Raw genomic sequence first — 19,012 nt, 5'->3', positions numbered from 1 at the left:
CATAAAATCATGAGCTATTTAGAAACCACACATAACGTTTACAAAGAAGCTGCTATAACCCCAGATATTGGTTTATGCTGCACAACCAATCCCATTTGGGAATTGCCTGGCTTAAGGATTCCAAAAATCATGCAGGAAATGAATTATGGCTGCGGATCAACGGTACATGCACGTGATTTAACCAATAACCCTAAAACCCTTTATGTTGGTGTTGGCGGCGGTATGGAATTGCTGCAGTTTGCCTACTTCAGCAGACAAAAAAACGGCGTGGTTGGTATTGATGTGGTTGACGAAATGCTGGAAGCTTCACGTAAAAACTTTAAAGAAGCTGAACTATTAAATCCTTGGTTTAAAAGTGAATTTGTAGACCTACGGAAAGGAGATGCCCTTAATTTACCCGTTGAAGATAATAGTATTGACGTTGCGGCGCAAAATTGTCTATTCAATATTTTTAAAGCAGACGATTTAAAGCAAGCTATAGCCGAAATGTATCGTGTGCTAAAGCCTCATGGACGTTTAGTAATGAGTGACCCTACTTGTGAACAACCTATGAATGACAACTTAAGAAATGATGAACGCTTACGTGCCCTTTGTTTAAGTGGTAGTCTTCCTATGGCTGAATATATAAAAGCCTTGACTGATGCCGGTTTTGGCACCATTGAAATTAGAGCAAGAAAACCATATAGAATTTTAGACCCCAAACACTATCCTACCGATGAATTGATTTATATAGAATCTATTGAAGTGGCTGCAGTTAAAGATCCTATGCCGGATGATGGCCCATGTATTTTTACAGGGAAAGCCGCTATTTATTATGGAGAAGATGATTATTTTGATGATAAAAAGGGACATCTATTATTAAAAAATCAGCCCCTTGCCATCTGTGATAAAACAGCCGCTGCTCTTGCAGCACTAAATCGTGATGACATATTTTTTAGTCCGTCAACCTTTCATTATGACGGTGGTGGATGCTGTTAAGCACAAAAACGTAAATAGATAAGTTTGCAAAAGTATGTAGAACTCATAAAGAAAAGTTATTCAGAGTATTGGGAATATCTTAAACATGAAATTATTTTCCCGAATCACTGGGACAATTATTTTTACGGCCTCATTCTAATTTCGCTTTTAGTTTGGGGCCTGGAAATTTTATTTCCTTGGCGAAAACAGCAATCTATTTTTAGAAAAGATTTTTGGCTAGACACCTTCTACATGTTTTTTAACTTTTTTCTCTTAAATCTTATAGTTTTAATAGCACTTTCAAACGTCGCCGAACAACTCTTCAATGATTTTTTAGGTTTATTTAACTTATCTACAACAAGCCTAAAACTATTTGATGTTAGTGTATTACCAAAGTGGCAAGGGCTATTCATTTTTTTTGTGGTAGCCGATTTCATTCAATGGAATACCCACCGCTTACTACATCGAGTGCCTTGGCTTTGGAATTTCCATAAAGTACATCATTCTGTAAAAGAAATGGGCTTTGCTGCACATTTACGGTATCACTGGATGGAACCCGTAGTTTACAAATCACTACTTTATATTCCTATTGCCATTATTGGCGGATATAACGCGCAAGATGTTGCTATAGTTCACTTTTTCAACATTGCCGTTGGCCATCTTAACCATGCCAATTTAGGCTGGAATTATGGCCTTTTAAAGTATATTTTTAATAACCCTAAAATGCATATTTGGCATCATGCTAAAGTCCTGCCGAAAGGTGTTAGGTTTGGTGTGAATTACGGACTAACGCTTAGTATTTGGGATTATATTTTTAAAACAAATTACATTCCTCATAGTGGTAGAGATATTGAGCTAGGTTTTGATGGTGATGAATCTTTTCCTGATGATTTTATTAGTCAAGAATTGTATCCCATAAAAAGAAAATAAATCCTATGAAGTATGTTTTATTCTTCGCAATGTTTTTTTTAGCATTTTCTTGCAAAAGCCAAGACACTTCAACGACTTCAAAAGATAATATCTCTCAAATTATTAGAGATACCTTTACCATCATTTCTGTTCAAAATCCGAAATCACATATAAGCATTGATTCTTTTGAGACTGCAACTAGTAAAAACCGCAAGCAGTCATCAAATGAAACTCATCACATATGGAACGACCTTTTAAAAGCCTATGTGTCTGAAGATGGTCAGGTAGACTATAGTGGGTTCAAAAAAAACCACACAAAACTTCTAGAGTATTTTAAAGTTTTAGAGGATTATTTTACCGAAAGCCAATTAAACAAAAATGAAAAATTGGCTTATTGGATTAATGCCTACAACGCTTTTACCATAGATTTAATACTGCGCCACTATCCTATAAAAAGTATAAAAGACATTAAAAACCCATGGGATCAACGCCTCTGGAAACTAAAAAACACTTGGTATAGTTTGAATGATATTGAGCATACTATTTTACGCAAAATGCAAGAACCACGTATTCACTTTGCTATTGTTTGTGCATCAGTGTCTTGCCCGAACCTTCAAAATGAAGCATTTCAAAGTAGTATTCTGGACAAGCAATTAACCATAGCTACAACATCTTTTCTATCAGATACTTCAAAAAACAAAATAGAAAAGAACCATTTAGAACTTTCAAAAATATTTCAATGGTTTAGCAAAGATTTTAAGCAAAATGGAGGCTTGATTGATTTTTTGAATCAATATGTTCCTTTTGAAATTTCTGAAAAGGCAACAAAACGTTTTAAAACCTATAATTGGAATCTCAATGAATTATAAAATTTCAATTATAATCCCAACACTAAACGAAGAGGTGTATATTGGCAAGCTCCTTGAGCATCTGCTATCTATTGGATCTGAAAAACATATTGCTGAAATCATTGTGGTTGATGGTGGTAGCCAAGACAAAACCTCTTGTATAGTTAAGGCATTTTCGAACGTAAACACTTTAAAAAACCTTGAAGCCTTTCATTACATACAAAGTCATGGTGAAACAGACCAAAAGCAGACCGAGTTAACCACTAAAATTCCTGTTATTTTTGTAAAAAGCCAAAAAGGACGCGCCATTCAAATGAATCTGGGTGCCAAAATAGCTCAAGGATCTGTACTTTATTTTTTACACGCCGATTCTTTTCCACCTCAAGATTTTGACACGTTGATACTTCATGAGATAGAACAAGGGCATCTTGCAGGTTGCTTTAGAATGCAATTTAATAGCAATCATTGGTGGCTTCGCTTGGCAGGTTGGTTTACACAGTTTAATTGGAGAGCTTGCCGAGGTGGTGACCAAAGCCAGTTTATAACGTCATCTTTATTTCAAAACATTGGTGGCTTTGATGAACGCTTTAAAATATATGAAGACAATATTTTAATTAATGCACTATACCAACGTAAAATGTTTGTTGTGATAAACAAACCTCTTAAAACCTCCTCTAGAATGTATGAAAAACATGGGGTTTGGAAACTGCAATATTTTTATTGGACTATTTATGTAAAAAGATGGTTAGGAGCCAGTGCAGAAGACCTCTTTCAATACTATAAAAACAACATGACTTAACTTTTGTTTCTTCCCTTTTCATTGGGGTACAATGCGGGTAAATTATCACTTTGAAACACGTCTTTTGAATGGACATCAACCGCTGATAATTTCCCTGTAAAAGCGGCTCCCGTATCAATATTCCAAACATTAACAGCCTGCATTGGCATGTCTTTACCAAAATTAATAGTTGGCGTATGGCCAATAAAAATCTCTTTGTAATGTTTTAATCTATTGGGGTACAACAATGAGGTTTTTGAAATGCTCTCATCCATTGTCAAGGCCATTTCCCAGAGCGTTCTGTCATAATAAAACGTTTTTGGATTAGGCTCTTTAGTAATACCGTGCATAGAGGTAAATCCAGCATGTAAAAACAATCTGTTCTCATCATCTAGATAATAAAGTGGCATAGCTTCAAAAAACTCTAAATGTATCTTTCTGTCTTCTTTTGAAAACCCTTGGTAACTCTCCATCGTTTCTTTTCCTCCATGCACATACCAAGTCATATCAACATGACCCGTTTTTAACCAATCTTCACACCAAACGTCATGATTTCCTTTAATAAAAACGCATTTTATTTTTTCTGAAAGCTCCACTAAAAATTGTACTACTTGGGCTGATTCACTCCAGCCATCCACATAATCACCCATAAAAACAAGGGTATCATCATCTTTAACCTGCACTTTATTGAGTACTTGAATTAATGCTTTTAACCCCCCATGGATATCACCAATTGCTATAACCCGCATAACTTTTTTTTGGCTAATCTAATGGATTTAGGCCAAAACAACTAAATGAAAGTGGCTTTAATACCTAAAAATATTGCCCTATTCCAAAAACAAACCCTTGACTGGCATTTTTGGTAACACCATAGCCATAATCTATTCTAAAAATGGCGTTATAAATTTTTTTATGAATGAATCGGAATCCAAGACCTGGATAGACTTTTATATTGTCACTAATAAGAAAATCAGATAATGGCCCACCAGGGTTGCGCCAAGAACCGGCATCAATAAAAGCATTACCTTGTAAAACAAACCAGCCTTTCTCTACTAAAGTAGCTCTATACTCAGTATTTAAAACCACAGAACCCGTACCACGATCAATCACATTTCCTACCCCACGAATATTCACATTATTATCAACAGAAAATGGCGCAAAAGGCGTTTTATCATTAGTAGCCAAACCAAAACGTAATCTATTTGCCCAATTGCCATGTTTACCAACACGCTGAAACCAAAAAAAGTCGTTCCAGCCCACAAAAAAATCTGGTAAAGTATCGTTGGTAGAGGTTACATATTGAAAGGTAAACCAGCTTCTAAACCCTGATACGTATTGATAAAAATAATCTAACTTATTATAGTCGTACACAAAGCGTAATAACCATTTTTTTACGTTCAAATCTTGCGGCACATTTGGACTGGTAGCTCCAAATTGGTATTCATATGCCTCCTTAAAGTAATTTAAACCCAATTCAAAACGGTTATAAAAATTCATTTCATACAAACCCAACACCTCAAAAGAATCATTATTATAGCGATAGCTTGAAGAGGTGTTATCAAAAAAAACGGGCTCTAGTGTTGTTAAATCTTGCCTGTTTATAGCGAGCCCCCATTTGTTTGAAAACAGATAAGGCGCCCTAAAATTAATAGCATATGAACTGTAAATATCTTTTTGATAAAACCCACCAAAAATAATGCCTCTGTCTAAAGTATTAAACTCATAAAGCCCTAACCTATACGCAAATTCATCATCATTTGTAGTATACACATTAAGCGAAGGTATAAGGGTAAAATTTTCTTCTATATTATATAAAACATGATACCCCTTTGCTTTATCTGGAAAAACTTGATAGTAAGCATGAGCAATTGAAGGTAAACGCTTCAACCTAACAATATCTTTATCAAGCATAGCTGAATCAAGCGCAGCGCCAATTTTTACTGTTGAAATTCTTTTAATAAAACTGGCTTTAACGCGATTATTCCCTTGAATTTTAAAATTATGAATCACCCTTTCTTGTCCGAAAACGTTCTGGAACAATAATAAAATAAGACCAAATAGAAATTGTGCGCTTTTCATTCAAACAAAACGGGTGTTATTGCAATTGATATTGTTTTCTAATGACTTCTTCAGCAGGTTTGTTTTGAGGTGTAAACCTATTATTTTCTAGACCTCCAACCTCGGTATGATTATGAAACCATTTCCAAACAAACCCTCCTGCAAACCAAGGCTCATGCCAAAAGGTTTCATACAAGGCTGTCATAGCATTTGTTTGGGCTAATGGATTATTACCTCCCGACGCTCTGCTAGTTTGCCAAGGTTCTTTCCCTGTATAGTCAACACTTCTATAACCATATTCAGTAAACAGCACAGCTTTATTATACTTTTCTGCCATAGTCTTTATCACTAATTTATAAGGTTCCCAGCCTTTTAAGCAATCTTCAATAGTTGGGGTCTTTGCTTCACTTACTGGAAAATAAGCATCAATACCTATAAAATCAAGTTGATCCCAAAACAGTGTACGCTTAAATTCATCCCAGTTGGCGGCATAGGTGAGTTTTCCTTTGTAAATGGCTTTTATTTTTAAGATTAAATTCTTCCAATATTCTGGTCTGTTTTCTATAAATTTTTCTAATTCGGTTCCAATACAAAATATAGGGACTTTCATAGTTTCTGCCAACTGCGCATACTCTAAAATAAAACGAGAATATGCTGTTTCTAGTAGCTGCCAATGTGCTTCGCTCTCCATTTTAATGAGACCTGTATATTTACCACGCCAAACCCATATTTGAGGTTTTAACATGATTTTGATATTATGCTTTCGTAGTGTTTTAATATACTGTATCACGCCATCTTTTCGTTCCCCAAACCACTGCCTGTCTGTATTAAATATAATATCTGGATGTGATATATCTTCAATAAATCCAAAAGGCATAATAGCCGCATAATTGGCATTAACTTTAACAACAGGTTTAATGTTAGTATGGTCAATCTCATGTTTTGAAGCCACAAAACTAACGCCATTAATCTTCTCTGTTTGTGGTTTACAAGCACCAAAACTAAACATCAAAATAAGGGTTACGGCGTGTTTTAAAGATGTCATGAATACAATTTTACATTCCTAAATTACCATAATTACTCAAAACAATGCTCTAAGTCCTAAACTAAATGTTTGCCCTAAACCTTGAAAACTATAACCTCTAATAAATTTTCCAAATGATGCCTCAATATTAAGTATTTTGGTTATTTGGTATTTACCACCAAAACCTAATTGGGTATAGTTTTGTGAAAAATTGTTTCCTAAATCAATTAAAAAGGCCTGTTGACCGTTAATAAAAATAGTTGATTTTGAAGTTGGAAAATAACTCAAAAAAGCACTTATAGGCATAAACAAGCTATTATTTGCATAACGCTCTGATATATTTGCGGTATTAAAATCAGCATCTGTTGATTTTTCTCCAAAATTAAAACCTAAATCTATTTCGGTAAAAATTTGCCATTTATCAGCCCCAAAAGTATTATCATAAAAGAATTTTGTTTCCCAAAACACACTTCTTTTATCTAAATACACAGGATCATTATTCTCACCTGGAAATGCCTCGTCTTTAAACACAGGAAAATACACCGATGAGGTCACAGAAAATGTAGGCAAACTTACAAAAGGTTGCACTCTAATGGAAGGTGCTAAAGTGGTTAATCCGCTTCTCGAATTCACTAAATCGTTTTTAAACTTAAAAACATCAAGCGCACCAGCGCCGTTAAATGTGTTTGACCTTATTTGAAAAACAAGCCCAATATTCACTCGAGCCTTAGCACTTATACCAGTATAAATTTCAGTAGTATTTGTAAAAAACGTTTCTCTTGGTATTGTAACGGACTTAGTCCCGGCATCTGTTCTTTCGGTTTGTGTATAAACACTATTAAAAAATTTAATATCCCACTGCCCCTTACTTAAAAGTTTAGATGGTGTGTAGGTTTGTATATTACTTCGTTCTTGTTCATTTTGAGAAAAACCGTAAAAAGTGAGGGTAAACATAAAGGCAAGGGTACATAGTCTTTTCATTTGAAATAGTTTATTTGGTTTCTATTTTTATTGTTTGTTTATACTCCAGTTGTAAGGAAAATAGCGAAGTTTAAATGTGCTGGATATTACATCAGCTCGGTATTGGTTAATAAAATCAATCTCTGTGCTACCATGCATAGTAAAGTCTTCTTTATACCATTCCATAATTTGAGAGACTTCTACGCGATTTTTCTTGAAATTTACGCGAATAAAATCACCATTTAAGGCCAATTTAGTTTGTTGTTCTAGTTGTGTTTCTAGGGTTTCAGGTAGGTAGGCTTCACTAATTAAAGGCGGACACCCAATAGCTCCGCAAACCAATACAAAATGAAATCGGGCATCATTAAATTGAGCTCTTAATAGTTTATGCTCTATATCATTTAATGTAACTTTTTTACTTGCTAAGTTGAAGGTTGTTTTATCAAAAAAACCAGAGACATCAAGAGGCGAGTTGATTGGATAATTATCAACAACACCTTTTATAACGGCCAGATTATAAGCATTTATCCAAAAAGATTGATAGACCAATTCTTCCGATTTTTCAATTGAAATTGTCTCTCCTATATTCATTAATTCTTCAAGCGCTTTAGTATCCTTTTTAATAGCTTCATAGGCTACTTTGCCGTTAACAACATGGATTTTTAAGAATGTATCCGTTTTATTAAAAAAAGCTTCAACATTCTGGGCTCGCAAAGAGAAAGCAGCCCACAGGAAGACAAAAAATAGTATAGATTGTTTCATCTGTTTTTCTGAAAGTTTGAGTTAGTTATCACGTTTACCATAACTAAGTCCTATTAATCAACTTAAACTTTCATAAAAAGTACAGAAAATTTCTCGTCTTAAATTCAAGTATGTCCTTACAAAGGAACTTCAATTTAAATCCGTTCTAAATTAAACGTCAAATATTAAGTTCTTATCTTTAGGAACGACCGAAATGACTCAACTACCAAACAAATATGGAAGAACACACTGTTATAATAGGCAACGGCATATCTGGTGTTACAGCTGCCAGACATATTAGAAAGCTTTCAAAAAAGCGTATTACCATAGTTTCTTCAGAAACAGATTATTTCTTTTCTCGTACCGCTTTAATGTATGTTTATATGGGACATATGACTTTTGAGCATACCCAGCCTTACGAAAATTGGTTTTGGAAAAAAAACAAAATAGACTTAAAAAAAGGATTTATAAAACAGGTGGATACCGACAATAAACAACTTCTCTTTTCAAATAATGACACGCTTAACTATGACACTTTAATTATTGCTACAGGAAGCAAACCCAACAAATTTGGCTGGCCTGGTGAAAATCTAAATGGCGTAATGGGCATGTACCATAAACAAGATTTAGAAAACCTTGAAAAATACGCTCCAAACAATTCTGTATGTAAACGTGCCGTGATTGTTGGAGGTGGTCTTATAGGCATAGAATTAGCTGAAATGCTACATTCAAGACGTATTCCTGTAACGTTTTTAGTAAGGGAAAACAGTTTCTGGAATGGTATTTTGCCCGAAGGCGAAAGTGCTATGATAAACAGGCATATTAAAAATCACCATATTGATTTAAGACTTAGTTCCAATTTAAAAGAAATTATAGCTGATGAAAACGGAAAAGTTAAATCTATTATCATAGAGGAAACTGGTGAAGAAATACCGTGTAATGTGGTTGGACTAACCGCTGGGGTATCTCCAAATATAGATTTTTTAAAAGACTCCAATATTGAAATAGGTAAAGGAGTTAAAGTCAATCGGTATTTAGAGACCAACATCACCAATGTCTATGCTATTGGCGATTGTGCCGAGCAACATGCCCCCATAGGGCAACGCAGACCCATTGAAGCCGTGTGGTATACTGGACGCATGATGGGAGAAACCGTAGCACAGACTATTTGCGGCAACAAAACAAAATACACCCCTGGGCACTGGTTTAACTCCGCTAAATTTTTTGATATTGAATACCAAACCTATGGTTGGGTACATGGCGCTAAAGGGAAGCCTGATTATGAAACGCATTTCCATTGGAAACACCATGATGACACCAAATGTATTACCATAGCCTACCATAGCCAAAATAGAACTTTTTTAGGCATAAACACCTTTGGTATTAGAATGCGGCATGACACCTTTGACCGATGGTTATCGGAAAATAAAAGTGTTGAATACGTAATTCAACATTTAAAAGAAGCCAACTTTGACCCTGAATTCTATAAATGTTACGCTCCTGAAATACAGACCGCATTTTACAAAAACCTTGAAACTGTCTAACTTATGAATAGCAAGATTAATCATAGTATGTCATTAGCAAAACCTGATGCTCTTGGTATTTCCAATATGCATAAAGTGGCTTTGTGCATTGGAATTGTTGGACTTTTTATTTTGATTTTAGCTTTATGCCATGTTGACTTCCCAAATAAGGGGCTGTTTCTTACGTTATCACTAGGGCTTATAGCACTTGGCATAGTACTTTATTCAAGAGCATCCTATGTTAACACTATGGGAGGCATAAAAAATGATGGCGTTTGGTTTAAATCTGTTTCCTCAAGAGGGATTTGGGGATGGATGGCAGGCGTTATACTAACCACTTTTTACATAGTTCTTTACTTCTTTCCTAAGTATTTAGGCTTGGGTGAAAATGGCGCAGAAAATGAGGGACTTATTGGTTTATTTGACCCTCTAAGTCAGTTATTAAGTAATCGTCCTGCAAGCCAATGGTTTGTATATGGCACACTTTATACACTCGCTATTTTAACGTTTGGCGTTAAGTTTATTCTCAAATATAAACACAACAAATACCAACAATTAAGAACCTTGTCCGTAATGTTTTTTCAATTAGGTTTTGCTTTTTTAATTCCTGAATTTATGTACGTCATGAACAATGACTTGCCTTATTACGATTTAAAAAACATTTGGCCACTAAACTATTATCTGTTTGATGAATGGTCTGTAAAAGCTTTTTTATCTAGCGGAAATATTGGTTTAGGCTTATTACTCTTTGGCATTATTTCCATTTTTGTAATCACCCCTATTTTAACATACAAGTACGGAAAACGATGGTACTGTTCCTGGGTTTGTGGATGCGGCGGTTTAGCTGAAACTGCGGGTGATTCGTTCAGACAATTATCATCAAAGAAACGCTATGCCTGGCAAATTGAACGGTGGCTAATTCATCTTGTTTTGGTGTTCTCTGTGGTTATGACCACTGCTATGATCTATACCTATCTTGGTTATGACAGTAATGATTTCTGGCTTACAAGAGGACTTTTTATCAGTTTGGTGATCGGGTTCTTAACTTTAATTTTTGTAGGTGTTATGATTTTTAAACGTCAAGAACTAGCTAAAGATGCCAAATATGGAGCCCTTGGATTTTTTACTATCATTTTGCTTTTGGCTTTTATGCATACTACAAGCACAACAGAGCACTTATTCTATATTAATTCAGGCACACTAAGATCGGCTTATGGGCTTTATATTGGTTCCATTTTTTCTGGAGTTATTGGCACAGGATTTTACCCTATTTTAGGCAACAGAGCTTGGTGCAGATTTGGCTGCCCTATGGCTGCCGTATTAGGATTTCAACAAAGGTTATTTTCAAAATTCAGAATAACAACAAATGGCGGACAATGCATTTCATGTGGTAATTGTTCTACTTACTGCGAAATGGGAATTGATGTACGTGCCTATGCTCAAAAAGGAGAAAATATTGTTCGCTCTAGTTGTGTGGGTTGTGGTATCTGCGCTGCGGTATGTCCTCGTGGCGTACTCAAATTAGAAAACCAAAGCATGAAAGGACGCATAAACCCCAATGATGTTTTATTAGGTAATGACGTTGACCTTATGCATTTTGTAAACAAAAAAAATTGATACGATTACCTCTATGTTTAGCTTTTTTTGTCGGTGTAGTTTTTACAGTTAGCGCCCAAAAGGTCTATCAAAAAAATTATGACCCCCAACAGCTTTTAATCTCGGAAGGCTGGATGCAAAGTCACAAAAAACAAAACTACTGGTATTTTTACCATCCAAATGGCAAGATCAAAGCGGAAGGACATTACACTGAAAATGTAAAGACAAACTACTGGATTTTTTATAACTACAATGGTAAAAAGGAAAAAGAAGGCAGATTTCTTCAAAATAAAAAATCAGGATGGTGGCTATTTTATGATAAAAATCAAAATATTGAACATAAATGTCAATTAAAAGACAATCTGAAAAACGGATTTTGTTTAATATATAAAAATGAGGTTTTAGTGGCTGCTTCTAAGTATAAATCTGGCAAAAAATTAAAAGAATGGACTAACTTTGCCGACTTTAAAAGAGACAATAAATTAAGTAATCTCAAATGACCAAAATAAAAGTTATCATTCCTGCTTTTAATGAGGCTGACTCCATTGGTCTGGTTGTAAAAGACATCCCTAAACAGGTTGATGAAGTTGTTGTTGTAAATAATAACTCTAATGATAGTACTGAACTTAATGCAAAAAAAGCAGGTGCAACCGTTTTAAAAGAGATACACAAAGGCTATGGTCATGCCTGTTTAAAAGGTTTAGCTTATATAGCTAATTTACCTCAAAAACCAGACATCATTGTATTTCTTGATGGTGATTATAGTGATTATCCTGAAGAACTTGATAACATTGTCGCTCCAATCATAGAAAAGAATATTGATTTTGTTATTGGAGCCAGAGTAAAAGCATTGAGAGCATCAGGATCAATGACTATACCTCAAATTTTTGGCAATTGGTTGGCCACAACACTTATGAAGCTATTCTTTAGAGCGCAGTTTACAGATTTGGGACCATTTAGAGCTATTAAATATGATAAACTTGTAGGATTAAACATGGAAGACAAGACCTATGGTTGGACAATAGAAATGCAACTAAAAGTCTTAAAACAAAAATTATCATATACAGAAATACCTGTTAAATATAGAAATAGGATTGGTACCTCAAAAGTTTCTGGCACGATAAAAGGAGCGGTTTTAGCGGGTGTTAAAATCTTAGGGTGGATTTTTAAATACAGTTTTAAAAAATGATTTTACAAACATTAATTATTTTTATTTATAGCATATCGCTACTACTAATTTTCATGTATGCCTTAGCACAATTAAATCTTCTGTTTAATTATTTGTCTTCAAAAAAAGTTAAAGACAACTGCCCTAAATTAGACTTATCTAAACCAGAAGAAACACCTTATGTGACCATTCAGCTTCCGGTATATAACGAAATGTATGTCATGGAACGCTTGTTGGATAACATAGCCCAAATTGAATATCCTAAAAACAAACTAGAGATTCAGGTATTAGACGACTCTACTGATGAAACTGTATTAACCACCAAACAACATATTGAGCAACTTCAAGCCACAGGACTCGATATAAAACATATTACCAGAACAAACCGAAAAGGATTTAAAGCAGGTGCTCTAAAAGAAGGCCTTGAAATTGCCAAAGGCGATATAATTGCCATATTCGATTCAGATTTTTTACCAAAAAAAGATTGGCTAAAACAAACCGTGCCTTATTTTAAAGACCCTGAAATTGGTGTAGTACAAACACGCTGGGGGCATATTAATAGAAACTATTCCATACTAACCAAAATTCAAGCTTTTGCCTTAGATGCTCATTTTACTTTAGAACAAACAGGCAGAAACAGTAAAGGCCATTTTATAAACTTTAATGGTACTGCTGGTATATGGAGAAAAGCATGCATCATTGACGCCGGAAATTGGGAAGGTGATACACTTACTGAAGATTTAGACCTAAGCTATCGTGCTCAATTAAAAAATTGGAAATTCAAATATTTAGAAGATGTTGAAACACCTGCTGAATTACCTATAGTTATTAGTGCGGCAAGATCACAGCAATTTAGATGGAATAAAGGCGGTGCCGAAAACTTTAGAAAAATGTTGGGTCGCCTAATAAAAAGTTCTAATATTTCGACAAAAACAAAATTACATGGTTTGTTGCACTTACTAAATAGCACCATGTTTTTAAATGTACTCATTGTTGGCGTATTAAGCATTCCCATGCTTTACATTAAAAATGAATATGCCCATTTAAGACCGTATTTTTATATCATGAGTTTCTTTGTGATGAGTACCATAATTTTCTTTATATGTTATTGGTTTATGTACAAGAATATTTATGGTGGAGGCTTTAAAAACTTCTTTCGGTATATAGGCATGTTTTTCGTGTTTTTCTCAATAGCTATGGGTTTTTCCCTTCATAACTCTATAGCGGTTTTAGAAGGCCACTGGGGAAAGAAAAGTGAATTTGTACGTACCCCAAAATTTAATCTAAAAAAGTATAAAGACAACTGGAAGCACAATAAATACCTGAGAAAAAACATTTCAGTCAATGTGGTTTTTGAAGGCTTGCTTATGCTCTATTTTGGTTTTGGTATGTACAGTGCCTTTATTGTAGGCAACCAAGGAGGTGATTTTGGGCTTTTTCCGTTTCACCTGATGCTTTTCATAGGTTTTGGTTATGTGTTTTTTAAATCTTTAGCCTCAAAAGTTTAAAGTCTCAAAACGATTTAATAACTCTTAATACAGCAGAAGCTTCTGGGGTACTGCCTTTTGCAAATTTAGGTCCAAAGCCCAATTGCGTAGCGAAACCACTTCCAAATTCATAATGTACTTGCGGAAGCACAAGTAGTTCCATGTCATTACTATCTATTTTCTGAATCATAGGATTGGTATTATTCAATTCTAAGCCTACAACCGTATGTTCATTCACATCGGCAAAAAGCGAAGCATTCAGAACAATGGTGTTTTTCTTTCTTGCGGCATCTTTACCTGTTTCAATCATAACACCAAACAGACCAATAGCACTCCAAACCTCATTGAACCGATAGGCCGGAACGTAGAGAAAATTTAGTTCTAAAATATCATCGTGAATATACTGTTCGGCAATAACCTGAATACCATGTATAAACTGATTGTTTTTTGATGCGCCTATAGTCCATTGAATAGCTGCTTTAAACGCTTCTAATTCAAAATTCTCCATAGGAAATTCTAATTCTACGGCGAAACCATCAAACATAGCATATTCAATCTCGGGAGCCCATTCCACTTTTCTGCTAGACGTTTTATTTAACGGAAAATCGGCCAATGAATTTATTTCTAATTCGCCTTGTTTTGCACCCAAACCACGCACCAAATCAAACATTAAAGGCTCTGGAATGCGAACAGTTTCATTGACAACTTCTTGACAATGAGACGAATACCCTAAAACAAAAAGAATAACCCATAAAACAGCTGTCTTATTAAAAGGGCTAAAGACGCTTATTTTTAAAAAACTCATACGATTAAATTTTTTGAGTGATAACCCAGTAAAACCAAATAATATCCGTTAACACCTTTTATTTTCTTTAGGCCGTTCAAAGTTTTAAACGGCAATATAAATCAGTTTTAACGAAATTAAGATATTTTTTTTTCAGCGCAAAGCTCGTTGAAGTTTCAAGACCTCAACTCCTTTAATAAAAACACCTAAATTAAAAGAAGGCCTAGTCAAAATATCCTTAAACTTAATATTTTTTTTGAATACAAATACAATTCAAAACATAAAAAACAGTAAAGCCTAACTTTACTGTTTTTATTTTCACTACTTCGATTAGGTGATTTACAAAACACTACAAACACATCATATATGCGGTAATAGCCCTTTTCTCTTCTTTTGTTAATTTCAGTCCAAAAATTAAATTAAAAAACTCAGTCGCATCGTCTAAAGTTGGCAACCTTCCATCATACAAATACAGTAGAGAATCCTTTATTCCTCTAAAAAGAAAAGTTTTATCAGGGCCTTCTGGCCGTCCTTTGTAAAAGCGGTCCCATAATGACATATAGCACATGTTGCTTTTCCTTTAAATAAGTTTTTAATTAGGTTGTCCACTTAAAACAGTTTGAAAAAAATGATCGAGTCTATGAAGATCAATCTGGGCATCCTTTGAAATCTTTTATTTTTCCAAATAAGGTGTCTCCCTTAAGGTAATGATATAACCAGCATTATAGCCTTTTTGAGCTACAAGCATATTACACATCACACAAAATAAGGGTATCAGCAAGATTCTGTTCTTCATATAACGTTTTTAATCTTGTCTCAAAAATTATACCTCATTGAATTACACACTGTATTTAAGGGCCAAATCTCATATTTACTTGATTATTAGATTTTATAAATGAAACTAACAATAGTATTATATTTGATTCATGCTAACACATTCCAATCTTCTTAAATGCAACAATCTTTTTATCATCGTGGCGCTTTTGTGCGCCTCACTTTACAGCTTTTTTGCATATATAGTAGTTAGAACAGATTACATAAAACTGGTTGGTCTTTACGCTATTCTCTTTGGCTTATTTTATTACAGTGTTAAACACTTTAATAATAGTCCAAAAATCTTAACCTATATGGCCTTTGGATTCAGAGTCATTTTTATTGTAGCCATACCTAATTTATCACAAGATTTTTTCCGATTTATTTGGGACGGCAGGATGATTTTAGAAGGTTACAATCCTTATCTATACACTGTGCAATCTTTTTTTGACAACGGGCAACTACCTATCCATCAAGCCGAAGCATTGCGCCATGGGATGGGCGATTTAAACGCTAGCCATTTCACAAATTACCCTCCTGTAAACCAATTATGTTTTGCCGTAGCGGCGCTATGGTCTTCTAAAAGTATTTTAGGATCTGTGGTTATTATGCGCCTATTGATTATTTCGGCCGATTTTGGAACACTTTTCTTTGGTCAAAAACTACTTAAACAACTTAAAATGCCTTCTTATTATATCTTTTGGTATATTTTGAACCCTTTTATTATCATTGAACTTACAGGGAATTTACATTTTGAAGGAGTTATGATTTTCTTCCTTGTTTGGAGTCTGTATTTGCTCCATATCCGCAAATGGTATTGGGCTGCTGTTACTTTAGCTTTATCCATTTCGGTAAAATTAATACCACTCATATTTCTTCCATTATTTCTTCAATGGTTTATTAATCTATATGGAATAAAACCAGGGATAAAACGCTTAATCGCTTTTTATGGGTTAGTTCTTTTATGTACCTTATCACTTTTTGTACCTTTTTATTCTTCTAAATTTGTTCATAATTATACACAGACAGTAGCACTTTGGTTTCAAAATTTTGAATTTAACGCTAGCCTTTATTATATAGCAAGAGAGCTAGGCTATAAGTTTAGAGGCTACAATGAAATAGAAATTATTGGAAAGGTAATACCCGTATTGGTTTTAGCGGTTACGCTCACTATAACTTTTTTGCGAAATAATAAAACCACAGCAAGATTAATAACAGCCATGCTTATGGTGTTGACCCTTTATTATTTTATGGCAACAACTGTTCATCCTTGGTACATAGCTACTTTACTTATACTGGCTGTGTTTACCAAATATAAGTTCCCTTTAGTTTGGAGTGGTGTTATTATACTTAGCTATTTAGCTTATTTAAACTTAAATAAACCAGATAAATCTGAAAACTTCGTGATTATTGCTCTTGAATACCTTCTTGTTTACGGTGTTTTTATCTGGGACATTTTTATAAAAAAAGCCCCAAAAACAGGAGCTTAATGTTGTGTAATTTTCTTTTATCAATGTTTTTCTAAATCAGTAATAATATGCTTATCATCATGCTCTTCTTTTGTAAAATTATCGTCTTTATTAAACGTAATTTTAAAAAACGTTCCTACCAAAGCATCTGATTTTAAATCATACTTTTTCAACGCTTTGGGTTTTATTTCATGAAATGTGAAAGTCGTTATATTCCCCTTTTTGTCTTTTTTCTCAAAAGTATAGCCTGTATCTGTATACCCCTTGTAGTCCGCATAAACAACTAAACCTTCTTGGTATACCTCTATATTACAACTTTTATTTGTTTCAATATCTGCTTTAAAACTTGAAAGCGTCATAATACTCAATGCGAAAACGCTCAGAACCATTATTTTTTTCATCATTTTTATTTCAGTTTTTAATTATACATTGGTGCTTGCAAAGAAATTTCAAAAACCATACCACAAAAACAGTTATAAACTACCTTTTAAATATACGGCTTATTATCCTATTGAAAAAAACGCCTATGTAAAAAACTTTACCACAAACAAATCTAACACCTCAATAACGATAAGAATAATGATGATCCACTCCAGCAAACTACTCTCTTTATGATCCATAATATCTTTAAAAAGCTCTAGATTTTCTTTAATGATTTCTATTCTGTCGTGGATTAATCGATACCTATCTTTTAAATCAAAAGAGCGTTTTAAATCTAGATTAAGCCTATTAAGCGCTTCATTTTCCCAAGTGATATCGGGCGAATCAAAAATATAAAGGTTTTCAGAAATCTTGTTTTTTATGTTAAGTACCTTACCTATAAAGCGCTTTAACTTATGTCCAGAAATATCTAACTTCCCTTTCTCCTCAAGGTATAAGGTATGTTTATTCGTTTCTATTAATAATTCTTCAGTAATTTCTGAATACCTATTTAGAGCGACAGACTGTGAGGCATTTAACATCACCAAACGAATCATTTCCTGATCTAAACTAGGAAGAATAACACTGTCAAATTGAACTTTTAAGATACCAGATTTAACAAAGACTTGTACTGAATCAGATAATTTTTCGGAAAAGTAATGACTACAAAAAGGGGTTATTTCTTTTAATGCCATTTCAATTTCAGCACTGGTCATATTGAAAAAACAGACCATGCCATACTGAAATATGTAAACAAACTGATTGTTTGAACTTTTATAATAAAGTTCGTCGCTATCTTGAAACAGCAGTTGCCACGGCAACTGCTGTTTACTAGTTTTTATATTGATAGCACTAGCTACTTGGTAAGCAACTACTGAATACATTATGAATTGTAATAAACATGTTTTAGAGTGGCTTTAAACTTTCTACTCTGTATATGGGATTATCATCATCACCATCTTCTACAAAAGATATTCTAAAGTTTAAATCAATTAAGCTTTTGTCATTTTTTAAATCGAATTGTTTTAATACTCTTGGATGCACTTCCTCAAAAGCCAATTCTTCTCCATTTTCAAACCAAAAATTGTAATAACCGTTTTTGTAAGACTTAAAAACAGCAGTTCTCATGATGTATAATTAATTATATTAGTGTTTATTTATTCTTCTTCATCATCCATACTAGGGGGTTGAATGGCTTCTGGATCATCATCAGCAAAATCTTCATAATCTTCAACATCATAATTCTCCATCGTTACAGATAATTTAGAACTTACCTTTACAAGGTATTTAGTGTCTTCTGTAGTTACTTCAACCGCTTCAATCATATCGTTATGTTGATTTCTAAAAGATATAATATCGTCATCATCATACCCATCAGGATAACGTTCTACCAATAAGGCCAATATTTCTGGCGTAAGCTTTTTGAAATCAACTATAACACGCTTTAAATTATCATTTCTATGTTTCATGTTCGGTT

Annotated in this window: 21 protein-coding genes; 10 read left to right on the top strand and 11 right to left on the bottom strand. The window is 34.0% G+C overall.

The window, feature by feature from the left end:
- The first annotated feature begins 9 nt into the window (after positions 1–9).
- The 4 genes from arsM to KFZ70_RS07480 are packed head-to-tail and all read left to right on the top strand — an operon-like array spanning position 10 to position 3,513.
- On the top strand, positions 10–978 hold the full coding sequence (arsM, locus tag KFZ70_RS07495) for an arsenosugar biosynthesis arsenite methyltransferase ArsM (protein WP_139697606.1): 969 nt from the start codon (positions 10–12) through the stop codon (positions 976–978).
- A 24-nt stretch (positions 979–1,002) separates the two neighbouring features.
- Positions 1,003–1,887 (top strand): sterol desaturase family protein, encoded by an 885-nt coding sequence (locus tag KFZ70_RS07490; RefSeq protein ID WP_139697608.1) that lies wholly within the window; start codon positions 1,003–1,005, stop codon positions 1,885–1,887.
- 5 nt (positions 1,888–1,892) lie between these two features.
- The gene (locus KFZ70_RS07485; protein ID WP_233244059.1) at positions 1,893–2,735 is read left to right on the top strand and encodes a DUF547 domain-containing protein; all 843 of its coding nucleotides are present in this window, start codon (positions 1,893–1,895) and stop codon (positions 2,733–2,735) included.
- Complete coding sequence (locus tag KFZ70_RS07480) at positions 2,725–3,513, top strand: glycosyltransferase (protein WP_139697610.1); 789 nt, start codon at positions 2,725–2,727, stop codon at positions 3,511–3,513. The genes KFZ70_RS07485 and KFZ70_RS07480 overlap by 11 nt, the downstream gene beginning before the upstream one ends.
- Here KFZ70_RS07480 and KFZ70_RS07475 read toward each other — a convergent pair.
- The 5 genes from KFZ70_RS07475 to KFZ70_RS07455 form a co-directional block, all read right to left on the bottom strand.
- Positions 3,510–4,241, bottom strand: coding sequence for a metallophosphoesterase family protein (locus tag KFZ70_RS07475; RefSeq protein WP_139697612.1), 732 nt, complete (start codon positions 4,239–4,241; stop codon positions 3,510–3,512). The genes KFZ70_RS07480 and KFZ70_RS07475 overlap by 4 nt on opposite strands.
- Positions 4,242–4,305: 64 nt before the next feature.
- Positions 4,306–5,571: an outer membrane protein assembly factor gene (locus tag KFZ70_RS07470; RefSeq protein ID WP_139697614.1), complete on the bottom strand. Its 1,266-nt coding sequence runs from the start codon at positions 5,569–5,571 to the stop codon at positions 4,306–4,308.
- Positions 5,572–5,587: 16 nt separating this feature from the next.
- Complete coding sequence (locus KFZ70_RS07465) at positions 5,588–6,595, bottom strand: glycoside hydrolase family 113 (protein WP_233244060.1); 1,008 nt, start codon at positions 6,593–6,595, stop codon at positions 5,588–5,590.
- 36 nt (positions 6,596–6,631) lie between these two features.
- Positions 6,632–7,555 (bottom strand): hypothetical protein, encoded by a 924-nt coding sequence (locus KFZ70_RS07460; RefSeq protein ID WP_139697616.1) that lies wholly within the window; start codon positions 7,553–7,555, stop codon positions 6,632–6,634.
- A gap of 27 nt (positions 7,556–7,582) precedes the next feature.
- On the bottom strand, positions 7,583–8,296 hold the full coding sequence (locus KFZ70_RS07455; protein WP_139697618.1) for a DUF547 domain-containing protein: 714 nt from the start codon (positions 8,294–8,296) through the stop codon (positions 7,583–7,585).
- 215 nt (positions 8,297–8,511) lie between these two features.
- Here KFZ70_RS07455 and KFZ70_RS07450 point away from each other — a divergent pair, with 215 nt between their 5' ends.
- The 5 genes from KFZ70_RS07450 to KFZ70_RS07430 are packed head-to-tail and all read left to right on the top strand — an operon-like array spanning position 8,512 to position 14,070.
- The gene (locus tag KFZ70_RS07450; RefSeq protein ID WP_139697620.1) at positions 8,512–9,819 is read left to right on the top strand and encodes an NAD(P)/FAD-dependent oxidoreductase; all 1,308 of its coding nucleotides are present in this window, start codon (positions 8,512–8,514) and stop codon (positions 9,817–9,819) included.
- A 3-nt stretch (positions 9,820–9,822) separates the two neighbouring features.
- On the top strand, positions 9,823–11,415 hold the full coding sequence (locus KFZ70_RS07445) for a 4Fe-4S dicluster domain-containing protein (protein WP_139697622.1): 1,593 nt from the start codon (positions 9,823–9,825) through the stop codon (positions 11,413–11,415).
- Entirely contained in the window at positions 11,412–11,894 is a 483-nt protein-coding gene (locus KFZ70_RS07440; RefSeq protein ID WP_233244061.1) for a toxin-antitoxin system YwqK family antitoxin, read from the top strand. The genes KFZ70_RS07445 and KFZ70_RS07440 overlap by 4 nt, the downstream gene beginning before the upstream one ends.
- On the top strand, positions 11,891–12,583 hold the full coding sequence (locus KFZ70_RS07435) for a glycosyltransferase family 2 protein (protein ID WP_139697624.1): 693 nt from the start codon (positions 11,891–11,893) through the stop codon (positions 12,581–12,583). Before KFZ70_RS07440 ends, KFZ70_RS07435 begins: the two co-directional genes overlap by 4 nt.
- A complete protein-coding gene (locus KFZ70_RS07430; RefSeq protein WP_139697626.1) occupies positions 12,580–14,070 on the top strand; it encodes a cellulose synthase family protein in 1,491 nt (496 codons plus the stop codon). The genes KFZ70_RS07435 and KFZ70_RS07430 overlap by 4 nt, the downstream gene beginning before the upstream one ends.
- A gap of 4 nt (positions 14,071–14,074) precedes the next feature.
- Here the strand turns inward: KFZ70_RS07430 and KFZ70_RS07425 are convergent, their stop codons facing one another.
- Both KFZ70_RS07425 and KFZ70_RS07420 read right to left on the bottom strand, forming a co-directional pair.
- Entirely contained in the window at positions 14,075–14,854 is a 780-nt protein-coding gene (locus tag KFZ70_RS07425) for a hypothetical protein (protein ID WP_139697628.1), read from the bottom strand.
- A gap of 328 nt (positions 14,855–15,182) precedes the next feature.
- A complete protein-coding gene (locus tag KFZ70_RS07420) occupies positions 15,183–15,392 on the bottom strand; it encodes a hypothetical protein (RefSeq protein WP_139697630.1) in 210 nt (69 codons plus the stop codon).
- 568 nt (positions 15,393–15,960) lie between these two features.
- Between KFZ70_RS07420 and KFZ70_RS07415 the strand changes: the two genes are divergently transcribed.
- The gene (locus KFZ70_RS07415; protein ID WP_317128553.1) at positions 15,961–17,136 is read left to right on the top strand and encodes a mannosyltransferase; all 1,176 of its coding nucleotides are present in this window, start codon (positions 15,961–15,963) and stop codon (positions 17,134–17,136) included.
- Positions 17,137–17,156: 20 nt separating this feature from the next.
- On the opposite strand, the gene KFZ70_RS07410 is transcribed toward KFZ70_RS07415, so the two are convergent.
- The 4 genes from KFZ70_RS07410 to KFZ70_RS07395 all read right to left on the bottom strand — a co-directional run bounded on the left by KFZ70_RS07410 (position 17,157) and on the right by KFZ70_RS07395 (position 19,004).
- Positions 17,157–17,519, bottom strand: coding sequence for a hypothetical protein (locus tag KFZ70_RS07410; protein ID WP_139697634.1), 363 nt, complete (start codon positions 17,517–17,519; stop codon positions 17,157–17,159).
- Positions 17,520–17,639: 120 nt separating this feature from the next.
- Positions 17,640–18,419, bottom strand: coding sequence for an RMD1 family protein (locus tag KFZ70_RS07405; protein WP_139697636.1), 780 nt, complete (start codon positions 18,417–18,419; stop codon positions 17,640–17,642).
- A 22-nt stretch (positions 18,420–18,441) separates the two neighbouring features.
- Positions 18,442–18,663 (bottom strand): hypothetical protein, encoded by a 222-nt coding sequence (locus KFZ70_RS07400; RefSeq protein ID WP_139697637.1) that lies wholly within the window; start codon positions 18,661–18,663, stop codon positions 18,442–18,444.
- A gap of 29 nt (positions 18,664–18,692) precedes the next feature.
- Positions 18,693–19,004 (bottom strand): hypothetical protein, encoded by a 312-nt coding sequence (locus KFZ70_RS07395; protein WP_139697639.1) that lies wholly within the window; start codon positions 19,002–19,004, stop codon positions 18,693–18,695.
- Positions 19,005–19,012: the final 8 nt, after the last annotated feature.

The organism is Allotamlana fucoidanivorans (assembly GCF_045788535.1).
Taxonomy (GTDB): domain Bacteria; phylum Bacteroidota; class Bacteroidia; order Flavobacteriales; family Flavobacteriaceae; genus Allotamlana; species Allotamlana fucoidanivorans.
This window is presented reverse-complemented; position numbering and strand designations above follow the sequence as displayed.